10 protein-coding genes are annotated in these 13861 nt (G+C 58.5%); 7 read left to right on the top strand and 3 right to left on the bottom strand.

Translation table 11 applies throughout. The features are described 5' to 3' along the window. Positions 1-49: 49 nt before the first annotated feature. The gene (locus JQ848_RS21875; RefSeq protein WP_202211180.1) at positions 50-1948 is read left to right on the top strand and encodes a cytochrome c/FTR1 family iron permease; all 1899 of its coding nucleotides are present in this window, start codon (positions 50-52) and stop codon (positions 1946-1948) included. 73 nt (positions 1949-2021) lie between these two features. Next, a complete protein-coding gene (locus JQ848_RS21870) occupies positions 2022-2474 on the top strand; it encodes a YaiI/YqxD family protein (RefSeq protein ID WP_202211178.1) in 453 nt (150 codons plus the stop codon). Here the strand turns inward: JQ848_RS21870 and elbB are convergent, their stop codons facing one another. Further along, complete coding sequence (gene elbB / locus JQ848_RS21865; protein WP_003438276.1) at positions 2475-3140, bottom strand: isoprenoid biosynthesis glyoxalase ElbB; 666 nt, start codon at positions 3138-3140, stop codon at positions 2475-2477. A 109-nt stretch (positions 3141-3249) separates the two neighbouring features. On the opposite strand from elbB, the gene JQ848_RS21860 reads away from it, so the two are divergent. Beyond that, positions 3250-4488 carry a sterol desaturase family protein gene (locus JQ848_RS21860; RefSeq protein ID WP_202211176.1) on the top strand — a complete coding sequence of 413 codons (1239 nt, stop codon included), beginning with the start codon at positions 3250-3252 and terminating at the stop codon, positions 4486-4488. Here JQ848_RS21860 and JQ848_RS21855 read toward each other — a convergent pair. Next, a complete protein-coding gene (locus JQ848_RS21855) occupies positions 4466-5086 on the bottom strand; it encodes a DedA family protein (RefSeq protein ID WP_003438283.1) in 621 nt (206 codons plus the stop codon). The genes JQ848_RS21860 and JQ848_RS21855 overlap by 23 nt on opposite strands. 434 nt (positions 5087-5520) lie before the next feature. Here JQ848_RS21855 and ppk1 point away from each other — a divergent pair, with 434 nt between their 5' ends. Further along, the gene (gene ppk1 / locus JQ848_RS21850) at positions 5521-7755 is read left to right on the top strand and encodes a polyphosphate kinase 1 (protein ID WP_003438285.1); all 2235 of its coding nucleotides are present in this window, start codon (positions 5521-5523) and stop codon (positions 7753-7755) included. Positions 7756-7869: 114 nt separating this feature from the next. Here ppk1 and ppx read toward each other — a convergent pair whose 3' ends face one another. Further along, positions 7870-9372: an exopolyphosphatase gene (gene ppx / locus JQ848_RS21845; protein ID WP_003438287.1), complete on the bottom strand. Its 1503-nt coding sequence runs from the start codon at positions 9370-9372 to the stop codon at positions 7870-7872. A gap of 473 nt (positions 9373-9845) precedes the next feature. Here ppx and trxA point away from each other — a divergent pair, with 473 nt between their 5' ends. From trxA to JQ848_RS21830, 3 genes are all read left to right on the top strand, one after another. Then, entirely contained in the window at positions 9846-10175 is a 330-nt protein-coding gene (gene trxA, locus JQ848_RS21840; protein WP_003438289.1) for a thioredoxin TrxA, read from the top strand. A 233-nt stretch (positions 10176-10408) separates the two neighbouring features. Beyond that, positions 10409-11668, top strand: coding sequence for a transcription termination factor Rho (rho, locus tag JQ848_RS21835; RefSeq protein ID WP_003438291.1), 1260 nt, complete (start codon positions 10409-10411; stop codon positions 11666-11668). A gap of 116 nt (positions 11669-11784) precedes the next feature. Then, the gene (locus JQ848_RS21830; RefSeq protein WP_202211174.1) at positions 11785-13794 is read left to right on the top strand and encodes an acyltransferase family protein; all 2010 of its coding nucleotides are present in this window, start codon (positions 11785-11787) and stop codon (positions 13792-13794) included. The last annotated feature ends 67 nt before the right edge of the window (positions 13795-13861 follow it).

Genomic DNA, 13861 nt, shown 5'->3' with positions numbered 1-13861 from the left:
CATTGGAAGTGAACAATGTGTTACTTCTCATTTCCATCCGGATTTATTAATGACCGCCCGCTCGCGTTTTTTAGCCTGGCTGATAGTGCCAGTGTTCGCGTTGTGCAGCCTTGCTGTGTCTGCCAACTCCCCGGAAGGCGCCTCACAAGCGCTGCATCTGATCGACTACATCGGTGCGGACTACCCGCCTACAGTTGAAGATGGCAAGGTCATCGATGACACCGAGTACCGCGAACAGCTGGAGTTTTTGACGGTTCTCAAGGGTCTGGTCGCAGACTTGCCGCAACGCCCTGAGCGTGCGGAACTGGTGCAGGGCGTCAGTGCCTTGCAGTCAGCCATTGAGCAGCGTACCGATGGTGCGAGCGTGGCCCGCGAGGCGCGCCAGTTGGGTGCCAGACTGGCACTGGCCTACGAGGTCAGCCAGGCCCCTGTCATCACCCCGGATCCGACCCGCGGTGCACCATTGTTTGCCCAGCATTGTTCGGTGTGCCATGGCCCGACCGGGGCTGGCGATGGCCCGGCAGGCGTCGGCATGACGCCACCACCGGCCAACCTGCGGGATGCACAACGCCTTGATCGTCTGAGCCTCTATGGGATTTTCAACACCCTGGGCCTGGGCATTGAAGGCACGGATATGCCGTCGTTTGCCGATCAGCTGGATGAGCGTCAGCGTTGGGACCTGGCGACCTATATCGCGGGGTTGAGTGTCAATCCGGCGGCTGCCAAAGCGGACAAGACGTACAACCTGGCAGACCTTGCCCGTCTCACACCCAACGAGGTGCTGGTTGCTGAGGGGCCTGAAGCGACCGCCACTTTCCGTGCTCAGCGCGCCGTGCCACCACAGGTCAAGCGCGGCCCGGCGCAGTTGCTCGATTACACCGCGCAAACCCTCGATAAAAGCCTGGCGGCCTATCGTGCCGGTGATCGCGAACAAGCCTACGACTTGTCGGTAGCGGCTTACCTGGAAGGTTTTGAGCTGGTCGAAAGTTCGCTGGATAACGTCGACAGCAACGTGCGTAAAAGTACCGAAAAAGCCCTGATGGCTTATCGGCAATCGTTGCAGGACGGCTTGCCCACCGAACAGGTGGAGCAGCGTCTGGACGCGGCCAAAGCTTTGCTTAAGCAGTCCGCCGGGCTATTGGGCAGCGATGGTCTGAGCTGGTCCCTGAGCTTTATCTCGGGCTTGCTGATTCTCCTGCGCGAAGGCCTGGAAGCGATTCTGGTGCTGGCGGCGATCCTCGCCTTCCTGCGTAACACCGGCCAGCAATCGGCGGTGCGCAGCGTCAATGCGGGCTGGGCCCTGGCTCTGGTTGCAGGCCTTGCGACCTGGGGGTTGGCGGCCTATGTGATTGATGTCAGTGGCGCCCAGCGCGAACTGCTGGAAGGCTGCACGGCCTTGTTTGCCAGCATCATGGTGCTGTGGCTGGGGGTGTGGATGCACGACCGCCGCCATGCGGCAGCGTGGCAGGACTACATCAAGAGCAGCCTGGTCGGTGGTGGTGGGCGTTTCGGCTTTGCGATCCTGGCGTTCTTCTCGGTTTACCGGGAGTTGTTCGAAGTGATCCTGTTCTACGAGACCCTGTGGCTCCAAGCCGGTCCGGCAGGCCACAACGCGGTATTGGCGGGCGGTGCCACGGCGCTGGTGCTGTTGATGGGGTTGGCGTGGATTATCCTGCGCGGCTCGGCCAAATTGCCGCTGGCCCTGTTCTTCGGCATCAATGCCGCATTGCTGTGCGCACTGTCGGTGGTGTTCGCCGGTCACGGCGTCAAAGCACTGCAAGAAGCCGGGATCTTTGGCACGCGGCCAGTGGCATTCTTCGAGTTTGACTGGCTGGGCATTCATGCCGATGCTTACTCGCTGGGCGCGCAGGCGCTGGCAATCGTGGCGATTATTGTGCTCTACGGCCGCAGCAAGCCGGGTGGCAAGCGCCCCGTGCACACCGCGTAATTGCCCCCATATCTTGTAGGCGCGAGCTTTCAACAGCTCGCGCCTGCAAGTCATTTGATAAAGGAGTTCCCCCATGCGTGTCTGGATTGACGCAGATGCTTGCCCCAAGGCCGCGAAGGATCAAGTGATCAAATTCGCGCTCAAACGTCAGTTTGAGGTGGTGTTGGTGGCGGGGCAAAGCCAGGTCAAGCCGACGTACGCGCTGGTCAAACTGATTGTGGTGCCCAGCGGCCCGGATGCGGCGGATGATTATCTGGTGGAGCACGTGGTGCCCGGTGAGTTGGTGATTTGCAGCGATGTGCCCTTGGCCGACCGGCTGGTGAAGAAGGGCGTGGCCGCGCTGGACCCGCGGGGCAAGGAGTTTGACCCGCAAAACATGGGCGAGCGGCTGGCGGTGCGTAATCTGTTTACTGATCTGCGCGAGCAAGGCCAGATGGGCGGTGGGCAGGGCGCCTATGGCGAACGCGAAAAACAGGCGTTCGCCAATTCACTGGACCGGATCCTGACCCGGCTGGCGCGGGGCTGATCAGGCCTCGTGGGTCAGCTCCAGTACCCGGTCGACCATTTTGTTGATGCCTGAAGCTGCTTCGCTGATCGATTGGGCGAGCATATAGGCCGGGGTGCTGACCAGTTTTCGGGCTTTGTCCTCAACAATGTCAGTCACTTCGCACTCTTTGTGGGTTGCACCCATTTTGCCCACGGCTGCTGCTGTTTCAGGGTCTTTGCCGATGGTGCAGGTCACGCCAGGGCCGTAGATCTTGGCGGCTATGGCCGGAGAGATACACATCAACCCCACTGGCTTGCAGGCCTGGGCAAAGGCTTCGGCCAGGGCCAGCACGTCAGGTTGCACGGTGCATTCGGCGCCCCTGGCGGCAAAGTCAGAAAGATTTTTTGCCGCGCCAAACCCGCCCGGAACGATCAGCGCATCAAAGTCATCGACATTGGCTTCACGAATATCCTTGATTTCACCGCGCGCGATCCGCGCCGATTCCACCAGCACGTTGCGCGACTCGGGCATCTCGTTGCCGGTCAGGTGGTTGATCACATGATGCTGGGCGATGTCGGGTGCGAAACACTGCACTTTGGCGCCGCGCTGGTCCAGGCGCAGCAGGGTGATGACGCTTTCGTGGATCTCGGCACCGTCGTAGACGCCGCAGCCAGAGAGAATCACGGCAACTTTTTTGTGGGTCATGTTGGGTCTCCTTGTTCGTGGCGTTAATGTCGCCTGATTTGGCGTTTGACGCCATAGGGGGTTGTCCCGGGAACGCCTACGCTTGGTTGATCTTGGGGTGAGGTGTGCAATGAAGCTGATTCTGTATGCAGTGCCGTTCTTCTTTGTGCTGATCGCGGTGGAGTTGCTGGTCGACCGCTGGCGTGCAATGCCTACCTATCGCCTTGCAGACACGATCAACAGCCTGAGCACCGGGGTGCTGTCGACCACCACCGGGTTGCTGACCAAGGGTGTAGGACTGGTTACTTACGGCGTCGCCCTGAAATATCTGGCAATTACCGAACTGCCTGAAGACAGCCTGTGGGTCTGGCTGTTTGCCTTTGTATTCTACGACTTCTGTTACTACTGGCATCACCGTCTGGGGCATGAGCGCAACGTGCTGTGGGCCGCGCACTCGGTGCATCACCAGAGTGAGGACTACAACCTGTCCACGGCCCTGCGCCAAACCAGCACCGGCTTTATATTTGGCTGGATTTTCTACCTGCCAATGGCCGTTTTGGGGGTGCCGTTGTTGGTGTTCGTTACGGTGGCGACCCTCAATCTGCTCTATCAATTCTGGGTCCACACGCGGCATATCCCCAAGTTGGGCTGGTTCGAGTGGTTCTTTGTATCGCCGTCCAATCACCGGGCTCACCATGCGCAAAATGCTCTCTACATGGATCGCAATTTCGGCGGGGTGTTCATTTTTTGGGATCGCCTGTTTGGCACCTTTCAGGAAGAGGACGACGCCGAGCCAGTGATTTTCGGGGTCACGACACCGCTCAAGAGCTGGAATCCGCTGTGGGCCAACTGGCAGTTCTATGGCCAGTTGCTGGCGGATGCGCGGCGCACCCAACGCTGGCGGGACAAGTTGCGTATCTGGTTTATGCCCACCGGTTGGCGGCCTGCGGATGTCGCCGCGAGGTACCCGCTGCACAAGTCGGACCTGAGCCAGTTCGAGAAATTCGAAGTGGCATTGCCGCCTCGCCAGCAGCTGTATATCGCGCTGCAATTTGTGGTCTATGTGGCGCTCGGCAGTTATCTGCTGAATCTGGGCGAGACTTTGCCGCCGACGGCGTTGATTTTGGGGTGGGGATATATGGGGCTGGGTTTGTTTGTGCTGGGGGCCGGGCTGGAGAACCGGCCCTGGGCACTGAAGCTTGAATGGCTGCGCCTGGCGCTGAACCTGCCACTGCTGTGGCTCGCCCCGTGGGCGGGACTATGGCCGGCCAGCGCACTGGGCTGGGCCGGCCTGTTCAGCTACAGCCTGTTAAGCGTGGCCGGTCTCTATATGTGCAGAAACCGGGTTACTCAGCTGGCGGGTTGTTAGCTTCTTCAGCGGCCCGGATTTTTTCTTCGAGAGCAGCCTTTTTGGTCAGACGGGCATTTTTGAAGCGCCGACGCGCCCACAAGCCCAGGCCCAGTACCAGCAAGGCGCCCAGCACCCATAGCTCATACTTCTTGACGCTGCCCAGCAGGCCCTCAAGCACGGCACCGAAGTGGTAGGCGGCGGTTGCCAGGGCAATGGCCCAAATGGCTGCGCCAATACCGTTGAGCAGCAAGTAGCGGCCCGGCGGGTAGCCCGACAGACCAATGGCTACAGGCATGACGGTACGCAGGCCGTAGACGAAGCGGAAACTCAAGACCCAGATATCCGGGTGCTTGCGAATGTGCTCCAGTGCCTTGTCGCCCATGAGTTGCCAGCGCGGTTTTCGCGCCAGTAATTTGCGGCCGTGCTTGCGCCCCAGGAAGTACCACAGCTGGTCGCCGGCATAACTGCCGAGGAATGCCACGATCATCACCAGCTTGAGGTCCATGTATCCGCGGAACGCCAGGAAGCCTGCGAGAACCAGAATGGTCTCACCTTCAAAGAACGTCCCAAGGAACAGGGCGAAGTAGCCAAACTCTTGAAGAAATTGTTGGAGCATTGTCTGGATGCTGGCGAAATGAACGCGCAGCCTACGCCTTAAGGGACATTCAGGAAAGTATCGAAATGTGTCTTGGCGTTAACAATTCCTACAAATGGTGTGTATTTGACTTACATCATTGGTGTTGTCATCTAGTGTTCATGGCGGGTGGATATAACCATCGCGCGTAGCTGTTTTGAGGCTCAACCTGTGGCGGCTGGCAGGCCCACGATTCTGCAACGCCGGGCAGTCACGGTCGCTGGCAGGCCGGCTCACTGAAGATCGCGGCCATAGCTCAGAACAATTTCGACAAATCACCCTCTAACTCGGCTCCAGCCCGCATAAAGCGACTTCGAGCGGTTTAAACCCACTGGCGTTGGTGGCATTCTGGCAGCTCGATTGCACGCGCCGCTTAACTGTTACGAGAGTCAAACCCGCTCTTACAGGAACACTCAATGAATACCGAAGGACAGACAGAACTCGTTGCTACAGAGGCCGAGCCGGTTGTTGAACCGGTCGCTCAGACCCCGCCCGTGCCGCAAGGTCACGTCGCTGTCGTGCCTGAGGCGCCTGCGGCGCACCCGACGATTGCCATTCCGGGTCTGGATGACAGCAGTCTGTATATCCACCGCGAGCTGTCGCAGTTGCAGTTCAACATTCGCGTGCTGGAACAGGCGCTGGATGAGTCCTATCCGTTGTTGGAGCGATTGAAGTTCCTGCTGATCTTCTCCAGCAACCTGGATGAGTTTTTCGAGATTCGTGTCGCGGGCTTGAAGAAGCAAATTACCTTCGCCCGTGAGCAGGCGGGTGCTGACGGCCTGCAGCCGCATCAGGCGCTGGCGCGGATCAGTGAGCTGGTACATGGCCATGTCGACCGCCAGTACGCGATCCTCAACGATATCCTGTTGCCCGAGCTTGAAAAGCATCAGGTGCGCTTCATTCGCCGCCGCCACTGGAACACCAAGATCAAAGCCTGGGTGCGCAAGTTTTTCCGCGACGAGATTGCGCCCATCATCACCCCGATCGGCCTTGATCCGACGCATCCGTTCCCGTTGCTGGTCAACAAGAGCCTGAACTTTATCGTCGAGCTGGAAGGCATCGACGCCTTCGGCCGTGATTCGGGTCTGGCAATTATCCCGGCCCCGCGCCTGTTGCCGCGGGTGATCAAGTTGCCTGAAGACGTCGGCGGTACAGGGGACAACTACGTGTTCCTGTCCTCGATGATTCATGCCCATGCCGATGACCTGTTCCAGGGCATGAAGGTCAAGGGCTGCTACCAGTTCCGCCTGACCCGCAACGCTGACCTGTCGGTGGACACTGAAGATGTAGAAGACCTGGCCCGCGCCCTGCGTGGCGAGTTGTTCTCGCGTCGCTATGGCGATGCGGTGCGTCTGGAAGTGGCCGACACTTGCCCCAAACATCTGTCCGATTACCTGCTCAAGCAGTTCAACCTGCATGAGACCGAGCTGTATACGGTCAATGGCCCGGTAAACCTCACGCGCCTGTTCAGCATCACCGGTCTGGACAGCCATCCCGAGCTGCAATACACGCCATTCACTCCGGCGATTCCGAAGCTGTTGCAGAACAGCGAGAACATTTTCAGCGTCGTCAGCAAGCAGGATATTTTGCTGCTGCACCCGTTTGAGTCGTTCACCCCTGTGGTTGATTTGTTGCGTCAGGCCGCCAAAGACCCGCATGTACTGGCTGTGCGCCAGACCCTGTATCGCAGCGGTGCCAACTCTGAAATCGTTGATGCGCTGGTGGATGCTGCGCGTAACGGCAAAGAAGTGACTGCCGTTGTGGAACTGCGTGCGCGATTTGACGAAGAGTCCAACCTGCAGCTGGCCAGCCGCCTGCAAGCTGCCGGCGCCGTGGTGATCTATGGCGTGGTCGGTTTCAAGACCCACGCCAAAATGATGCTGATTCTGCGCCGTGAGGCGGGGGAGATCGTGCGTTATGCGCACCTGGGTACCGGTAACTACCACGCGGGCAACGCCAAGCTCTACACCGACTACAGCTTGCTGACATCGGATGACGCGCTCTGCGAAGACGTCGGCAAGCTGTTCAGTCAGTTGATCGGCATGGGCAAGACCCTGCGCATGAAAAAGCTCTTGCATGCACCCTTCACCCTGAAGAAGGGCATGCTCGACATGATTGCCCGTGAGACCCAGTTCGCGTCGGAGGGCAAACCTGCGCATATCATCGCCAAGTTCAACTCCCTGACCGACCCGAAAATCATCCGGGCGCTGTACAAGGCCAGCCAGGCCGGGGTGCGGATCGATTTGGTAGTGCGCGGGATGTGTTGCCTGCGGCCGGGTATTCCGGGGGTCTCGCACAACATTCATGTGCGCTCGATCATTGGTCGCTTCCTGGAGCACACGCGGGTGTTCTACTTCCTCAATGGCGGCGAAGAGCAGATGTTCCTGTCGAGCGCTGACTGGATGGAGCGCAACCTGGATAAGCGGGTCGAAACCTGCTTCCCGGTGGAGGGCAAAAAGCTGATTCTGCGGGTCAAGAAGGAGCTGGAATGCTATCTGACGGACAACACCCACAGCTGGAGCCTGCAATCGGACGGTCGTTACATTCGTAACACGCCCACCGGGAATCAAAACCCGCGCAGTGCCCAGGCAACCCTGCTGGAGCGTCTGAGCCTGCCGGTGTTGACGGTGAGCACCGGCCCGTCGGTGTAAGCCCCGGCCCTGCAGCAGCCTGCCAGCCTGGCGATGAATACGCCGCGGTTATTCTTTAGCACCGCGTTGATACCATCGCCAGGCAAGCTGGTTACTGCAGAAGTGTTTGCTTGATCAGGACACTGTCAGAACAATCCCGACCCGGGTCAGCCATTGGGCTTCTTGCTCGAAGTCGGCCTGGGTCAAGGGGTTTTGCTCCAGCCAGCCTTCGGGGAAGATCACCTCGAGATGGTCGCCCTCGGCACGCAGCTTCACCTGCGACGCTTCCTGATTGCCACGGATGTGGTAGAACAAAATCGCAAAGCGCAGCAACACGCACAGGCGAATCAGCTTGATGCCTTCGGCGCCGAACTCGGCGAATTTGTCCTTGGGAATGTTACGGCGATGGCCGCGTACCAGCAGCGCGAGCATTTGCTGGTCTTCACGGGAGAACCCGGCGAGGTCGGAGTGCTCGATCAGATAGGCGCCGTGTTTGTGGTAGTGGTAGTGGGCGATATCCAGCCCGACTTCATGCACCTTGGCCGCCCAACTCAACAGTTCACGCCAGATCCCGTCCTTGAGCTCCCATGACTTGGCCACTTGATCGAAGGCACGCAGCGCTTTGCGCTCGACCCTTGCGGCTTGTTCGCGATCTACGTGGTAGCGGTCCATCAGCGAGCTGAGGGTGCGCTCACGCACGTCTTCATGGTGATGACGGCCCAGCAGGTCATACAGCACGCCCTCACGTAGCGCGCCGTCGCAATGGTCCATGCGCTGCAGTTCGAGGGAGTCAAAGATGGCCTCAAGAATCGCCAGGCCCGCCGGGAAAATGGTACGACGGTCAGGCTTGATGCCTTCAAAGTCGATTTTGTCCGCTTCGCCCAGTTTGAACAGTTTGCGCTTGAGCCAGGCCAGCCCTTCGGCGTTGACTTCACCGTTGCCGTGTCCGCCAGCCTTGAGGGCCAGGCCGATGGCGCGAATGGTGCCGGAGGAGCCGATAGCCTCGTCCCAGGTCAGGCGGTGCAGCGCGTGCTCAATACTCATGATTTCGAGGCGGGCAGCGGTATAGGCCTGGGCGTAACGGGCCGGAGTGATTTTACCGTCGCGGAAATAGCGCTGGGTGTAACTCACACAGCCCATTTGCAGGCTTTCGCGCAGCAGCGGTTCAAAGCGCTGGCCGATAATGAATTCGGTACTGCCGCCGCCGATGTCAGCGACCAGGCGTTTGCCCGGAGTATCGGCGAGGGTGTGCGATACGCCCAAATAGATGAGGCGCGCTTCTTCTCGGCCAGAAATGACCTCGACGGTGTGCCCCAGGATCTCTTCTGCGCGCACGATGAATTCGTTGCGGTTGCGGGCTTCTCGCAGGGCGTTGGTGCCCACGATTCTCACGGCGCCCAACGGCATGCCGTTGATCAGTTGCGCAAAGCGCTTCAGGCAATCAAGCCCGCGCTGCATGGATTCTTCGTTGAGTTTGCGTTCTTCGTCGATGCCGGCAGCTAATTGAACCTTCTCACCAAGTCGCTCCAGGATACGGATTTCTCCGTTCTGGGCCTTGGCCACCACCATGTGAAAGCTGTTAGAACCCAGATCAATAGCGGCGATCAGGGATGGATTCTTGCTTTGGGATTGGGGCATGGTTGAAGGGTCTCGGTCGATAACTTCGCCATCGTGCCACGATCAAACGCTCGCGCCAACGCGTAGTATCAGATGCATTGATGTGGCGCACGTAAGCAATGACGTTAGCTGCTCCCGGCCGGTTCGTATTTTGCTGTGCGATTCTTCTTTTTTGTAGAAGCGAGCTGTTAATCCCTTTGCACGGCTCGCGAGCAGGCTCGTTCCTGCAGCGGGTTGGTGCCGATGAAATTCGCCAGCTCCCTGGGCTTTACCCTGATGCATAAACCCCCCGTTTGTCCCCGACTTCCCGGGCGAAGCGCATTTCATGGGTCTCCGCAATCGGGCCCGTCCCGTCGATGGCGCCGGGGCAAAGGTACGGGCGATACCTTTGCTCAAGCAGCTCTATAGTAAGAGTCAATCAAGGGTCAGCTTCCTGAACGCGGTGATGACAGCTATGATGTGCTACGTTTTTGCTTACAACCACGGAGACTTCCATGAGCAGCGATCTTATTAAACACGTCACCGACGCTAGCTTTGAGGCCGATGTTCTCAAGGCTGAAGGCGCTGTACTGGTCGACTACTGGGCTGAATGGTGTGGCCCTTGCAAAATGATCGCGCCAGTTCTGGACGAGATCGCCGAGACTTACAAAGGCAAGTTGACTATTGCCAAACTGAACATCGATGAGAACCAGGAAACCCCGGCCAAGCACGGCGTACGTGGTATTCCAACGCTGATGTTGTTCAAGAACGGCAACGTCGAAGCCACCAAGGTTGGTGCATTGTCGAAGTCGCAGCTGGCAGCATTCCTCGACGCCAACATTTAAGCGTCGATAAAAGCCCCGCAAAATGCGGGGCTTTTTCATGGCTCAGGGACTAGACGCTATGAAACTCAAGTGGTACATTCGGCCCCGCACTGGTTTCTCCACTGCCCCCTGCAAGCCGTCGCCGACGCACTCCTTATCGAATTAGTACGCGATCCTGTCGCCTTCTCTGCGGCGCGGCCTCATTAAGCCAAAAGCTTAATTTCCCCCTCCATAAATGATTACGTCATTCCTATATGAACCTGACTGAACTCAAGCAAAAGCCGATTACCGAACTGCTCGAATTGGCCGAACAGATGGGCATAGAAAATATGGCCCGTTCGCGCAAGCAGGACGTGATTTTCTCCCTGCTCAAAAAGCACGCGAAAAGCGGCGAGGAAATCTCCGGTGATGGCGTGCTGGAGATTCTCCAGGACGGCTTCGGCTTCCTCCGTTCCGCTGACGCTTCTTACCTGGCCGGCCCAGACGATATTTATGTCTCGCCAAGCCAGATTCGACGCTTCAACTTGCGCACCGGCGACACCATCGTCGGTAAAATCCGTCCGCCAAAAGAAGGCGAGCGGTACTTCGCCCTGCTGAAAGTCGACACGATCAACTACGATCGTCCAGAGAACGCGAAAAACAAGATTCTCTTCGAGAACTTGACCCCGCTGTTCCCGACCGTACGCATGAAGATGGAAATCGGTAACGGTTCCACCGAAGATCTGACCGGTCGTGTGATCGACCTGTGCGCCCCGATCGGTAAAGGTCAGCGTGGTCTGATCGTTGCTCCGCCAAAAGCGGGCAAGACCATCATGCTGCAGAACATCGCGTCCAACATCTCGCGTAACAACCCTGAAGTGCACTTGATCGTTCTGTTGATCGACGAGCGTCCGGAAGAAGTTACCGAAATGCAGCGTACCGTTCGTGGCGAAGTGGTTGCTTCCACGTTCGACGAGCCACCAACCCGCCACGTGCAGGTTGCTGAAATGGTGATCGAGAAGGCCAAGCGCCTGGTCGAACACAAAAAAGACGTGGTGATCCTGCTCGACTCCATTACCCGTCTGGCTCGTGCCTACAACACCGTTATCCCTAGCTCCGGCAAGGTACTGACCGGTGGTGTCGATGCTCACGCCCTTGAGAAGCCAAAGCGTTTCTTCGGTGCTGCGCGAAACATCGAAGAAGGCGGCTCGCTGACCATCATCGCTACCGCGCTGGTTGAAACCGGCTCGAAGATGGATGAAGTGATCTACGAAGAGTTCAAAGGCACCGGCAACATGGAACTGCCTCTGGACCGCAAGATCGCTGAAAAGCGCGTCTTCCCGGCGATCAACATCAACCGTTCCGGCACTCGCCGCGAAGAGTTGCTGACTGCCGATGACGAGTTGCAACGCATGTGGATCCTGCGCAAGCTGTTGCACCCGATGGACGAAGTTGCAGCCATCGAGTTCCTGATCGACAAGTTGAAGCAGACCAAGACCAACGATGAGTTCTTCTTGTCGATGAAGCGTAAGTAATACGTTTTCGGGTCTTAAAAAATGGCGTCCCTAGGGGCGCCATTTTTTTGCATTTAAAAGGAAGCTTTTGGGCTGGTACCGGTCAATAAAAACAATATTTCTGGATTTGGACATTGATGAGCTCTCTTGTATATCGCCGGGACATCGATGGCTTGCGCGCCATTGCCGTCATTGCTGTCGTCTTGTTTCACTTCGGGGTGCCGGGGCTGACCGGCGGGTTCGTCGGGGTCGACGTATTCTTCGTGATCTCGGGGTATCTGATCACCTCGATCATCTGGCGCCAGCGCGAGGCCGGGCGCTTCAGTTTCGTCGAGTTCTGGACCCGGCGTGCGCGGCGTATCCTGCCCGCACTGTTCGCCATGATTGCAGTCGTGCTCGCGGTGGGCTGGTTCTTGATGGCACCCAAGGACTACGAGCAACTGGGCCAGTCAGTTCGATACCAGGTGATGTTCGCCTCCAACCTGTTGTTCATGCGCCAGGATGGCTATTTCGATGTGGCCAGCGATTTAAAACCGCTGCTTCATACCTGGTCGCTGGCGGTTGAAGAACAGTTTTATATTGTTTTCCCGCTGCTGCTGACCCTGTTGGCCAGTCGCTTCAGGCATTGGCGTCTGGCCTTGTTTGGTGTGTTGCTGATCTCGTTCGGATTAAGCGTGTGGGCTGTTGCGCAACACCCTGAAAAGGCCTTTTTCCTGTTACCGATGCGGGCCTGGGAGCTGTTGGCTGGCGCGATGCTGGCGGTCGCACCGGTCAGTAAGACGCGCCTTACAGCCGCCGCCGCGCAATGCATAAGCTTGCTCGGGCTCGGACTGATCCTTGTCGCGGTTTTCGCTTACGACAAAAACACCCCGTTCCCTGGAGCAGCAGCACTGTTGCCGGTGCTGGGTGTGGTTGCCCTGATTTGGGCCAATGAGCATCACAGCACCTGGGTAGGGCGTATTTTGAGTTCCCGCCTGCTGGTAGGGCTCGGCCTGATCTCGTATTCCTGGTACCTGTGGCATTGGCCGGTGTTTGTTTTCGCCAGCTATGCCGACGTGGATGAGCCAGGTCCTGTCCTCACCGGTGCGTTGATCGCACTGACACTGGTACTTGGATATTTGTCCTGGCGCTACATCGAAACCCCGTTTCGTGAGCGTCGATTGTTGGCAGGGCGGCGTCAGATTCTGCTCGCTGCGGGTCTGGGTATCCTGGTACTGGGGCTGGCCGGGCAAACGCTGCGCTGGACTGACGGTTTGCCGTCCCGCTTGTCCGAGCATGCGTTGCAGTACGCCAATGCCAGCCACTGGCGTCCTGAGTTGATGGCCTGTATCACCGACGACAAGAGCCCTGTCGATACGCCTTTTTGCCGCTACGGCAATAGCGCTTCCGGGTTCGAGCCCGCGCAGTTGCTGGTTTGGGGGGACAGTCATGCCACGGCATTGATTCCGGCGCTGGACGCCAACGCCCGGCAGCACGGGGTTAACGTGATGCTGGCCAGTTCGGCGGGCTGTTTGCCCCTTGAGGGGTTGGAACATGGCGAGCGCTGTGCCAATTACAACCGTCGCGTGGAGCAGGCCCTGAAGACGGAACCGTTCACGGATGTATTGTTGGTGGCCCGTTGGGGCCTGTACCTGTATGGCGACGCCAAGGGCGATCACGGCCATGCATTGAAGGGTGCCGATGGCCGTTATGACCCAGCCGTTGCCGAGCAGAGGCTTGCTGACGGCGTGCGGGCCAGGGTGGAGCAGTTGCGCAAGGCCGGCTATCGGGTCTGGCTCATGAAAGATGTACCGCTGCAGCCGTTCAATCCGCCGTACCGACTAAGCCGCCTGGCCATGCTGCATAAACCGACAGCCGACGTTGGATTTCCATTGGCCGACCACCTCAAGCAAAAAGCATTCATTAACCGCTTGTTCGCGCAAATTGCAGCAGCTGACGCCGGTGTCATGGTGCTGGATCCGACCCCGGCGCTTTGCGACGCCTCGGGTCTGTGTCGTGCGCAGCGCGATGGTCATTCGTTGTACACCGACGACAATCATCTGTCAGAGGCGGGTGCCCGGTTAATGCTGCCAGTGTTGGCGCCGGTGTTCGAAGAAGCGGCAGCTCAAGAGTTGACCGGCGTGAGTGAGGTGAATACGGCCCGCTGAGCAGCGATAAGCTGCCAGCTCACGCCATAGCAGGTAGGATGTACGCCTATTTTGAGGGTGCCAACGT

Origin of the sequence: Pseudomonas paraversuta, assembly GCF_904067025.1 — a bacterium.
Classification (GTDB): Bacteria; Pseudomonadota; Gammaproteobacteria; order Pseudomonadales; family Pseudomonadaceae; genus Aquipseudomonas; species Aquipseudomonas paraversuta.
This window is presented reverse-complemented; position numbering and strand designations above follow the sequence as displayed.

Excerpts from the sequence above, each read along its gene's own strand:
- JQ848_RS21870 (WP_202211178.1), top strand. The coding sequence starts at position 2,022 with ATGCGTGTCTGGATTGACGCAGATGCTTGCCCCAAGGCCGCGAAGGAT.
- rho (WP_003438291.1), top strand. The coding sequence starts at position 10,409 with ATGAACCTGACTGAACTCAAGCAAAAGCCGATTACCGAACTGCTCGAA.
- ppk1 (WP_003438285.1), top strand. The coding sequence starts at position 5,521 with ATGAATACCGAAGGACAGACAGAACTCGTTGCTACAGAGGCCGAGCCG.
- JQ848_RS21830 (WP_202211174.1), top strand. The coding sequence starts at position 11,785 with ATGAGCTCTCTTGTATATCGCCGGGACATCGATGGCTTGCGCGCCATT.
- JQ848_RS21855 (WP_003438283.1), bottom strand. The coding sequence starts at position 5,086 with ATGCTCCAACAATTTCTTCAAGAGTTTGGCTACTTCGCCCTGTTCCTT.
- trxA (WP_003438289.1), top strand. The coding sequence starts at position 9,846 with ATGAGCAGCGATCTTATTAAACACGTCACCGACGCTAGCTTTGAGGCC.
- elbB (WP_003438276.1), bottom strand. The coding sequence starts at position 3,140 with ATGACCCACAAAAAAGTTGCCGTGATTCTCTCTGGCTGCGGCGTCTAC.
- JQ848_RS21875 (WP_202211180.1), top strand. The coding sequence starts at position 50 with ATGACCGCCCGCTCGCGTTTTTTAGCCTGGCTGATAGTGCCAGTGTTC.
- JQ848_RS21860 (WP_202211176.1), top strand. The coding sequence starts at position 3,250 with ATGAAGCTGATTCTGTATGCAGTGCCGTTCTTCTTTGTGCTGATCGCG.
- ppx (WP_003438287.1), bottom strand. The coding sequence starts at position 9,372 with ATGCCCCAATCCCAAAGCAAGAATCCATCCCTGATCGCCGCTATTGAT.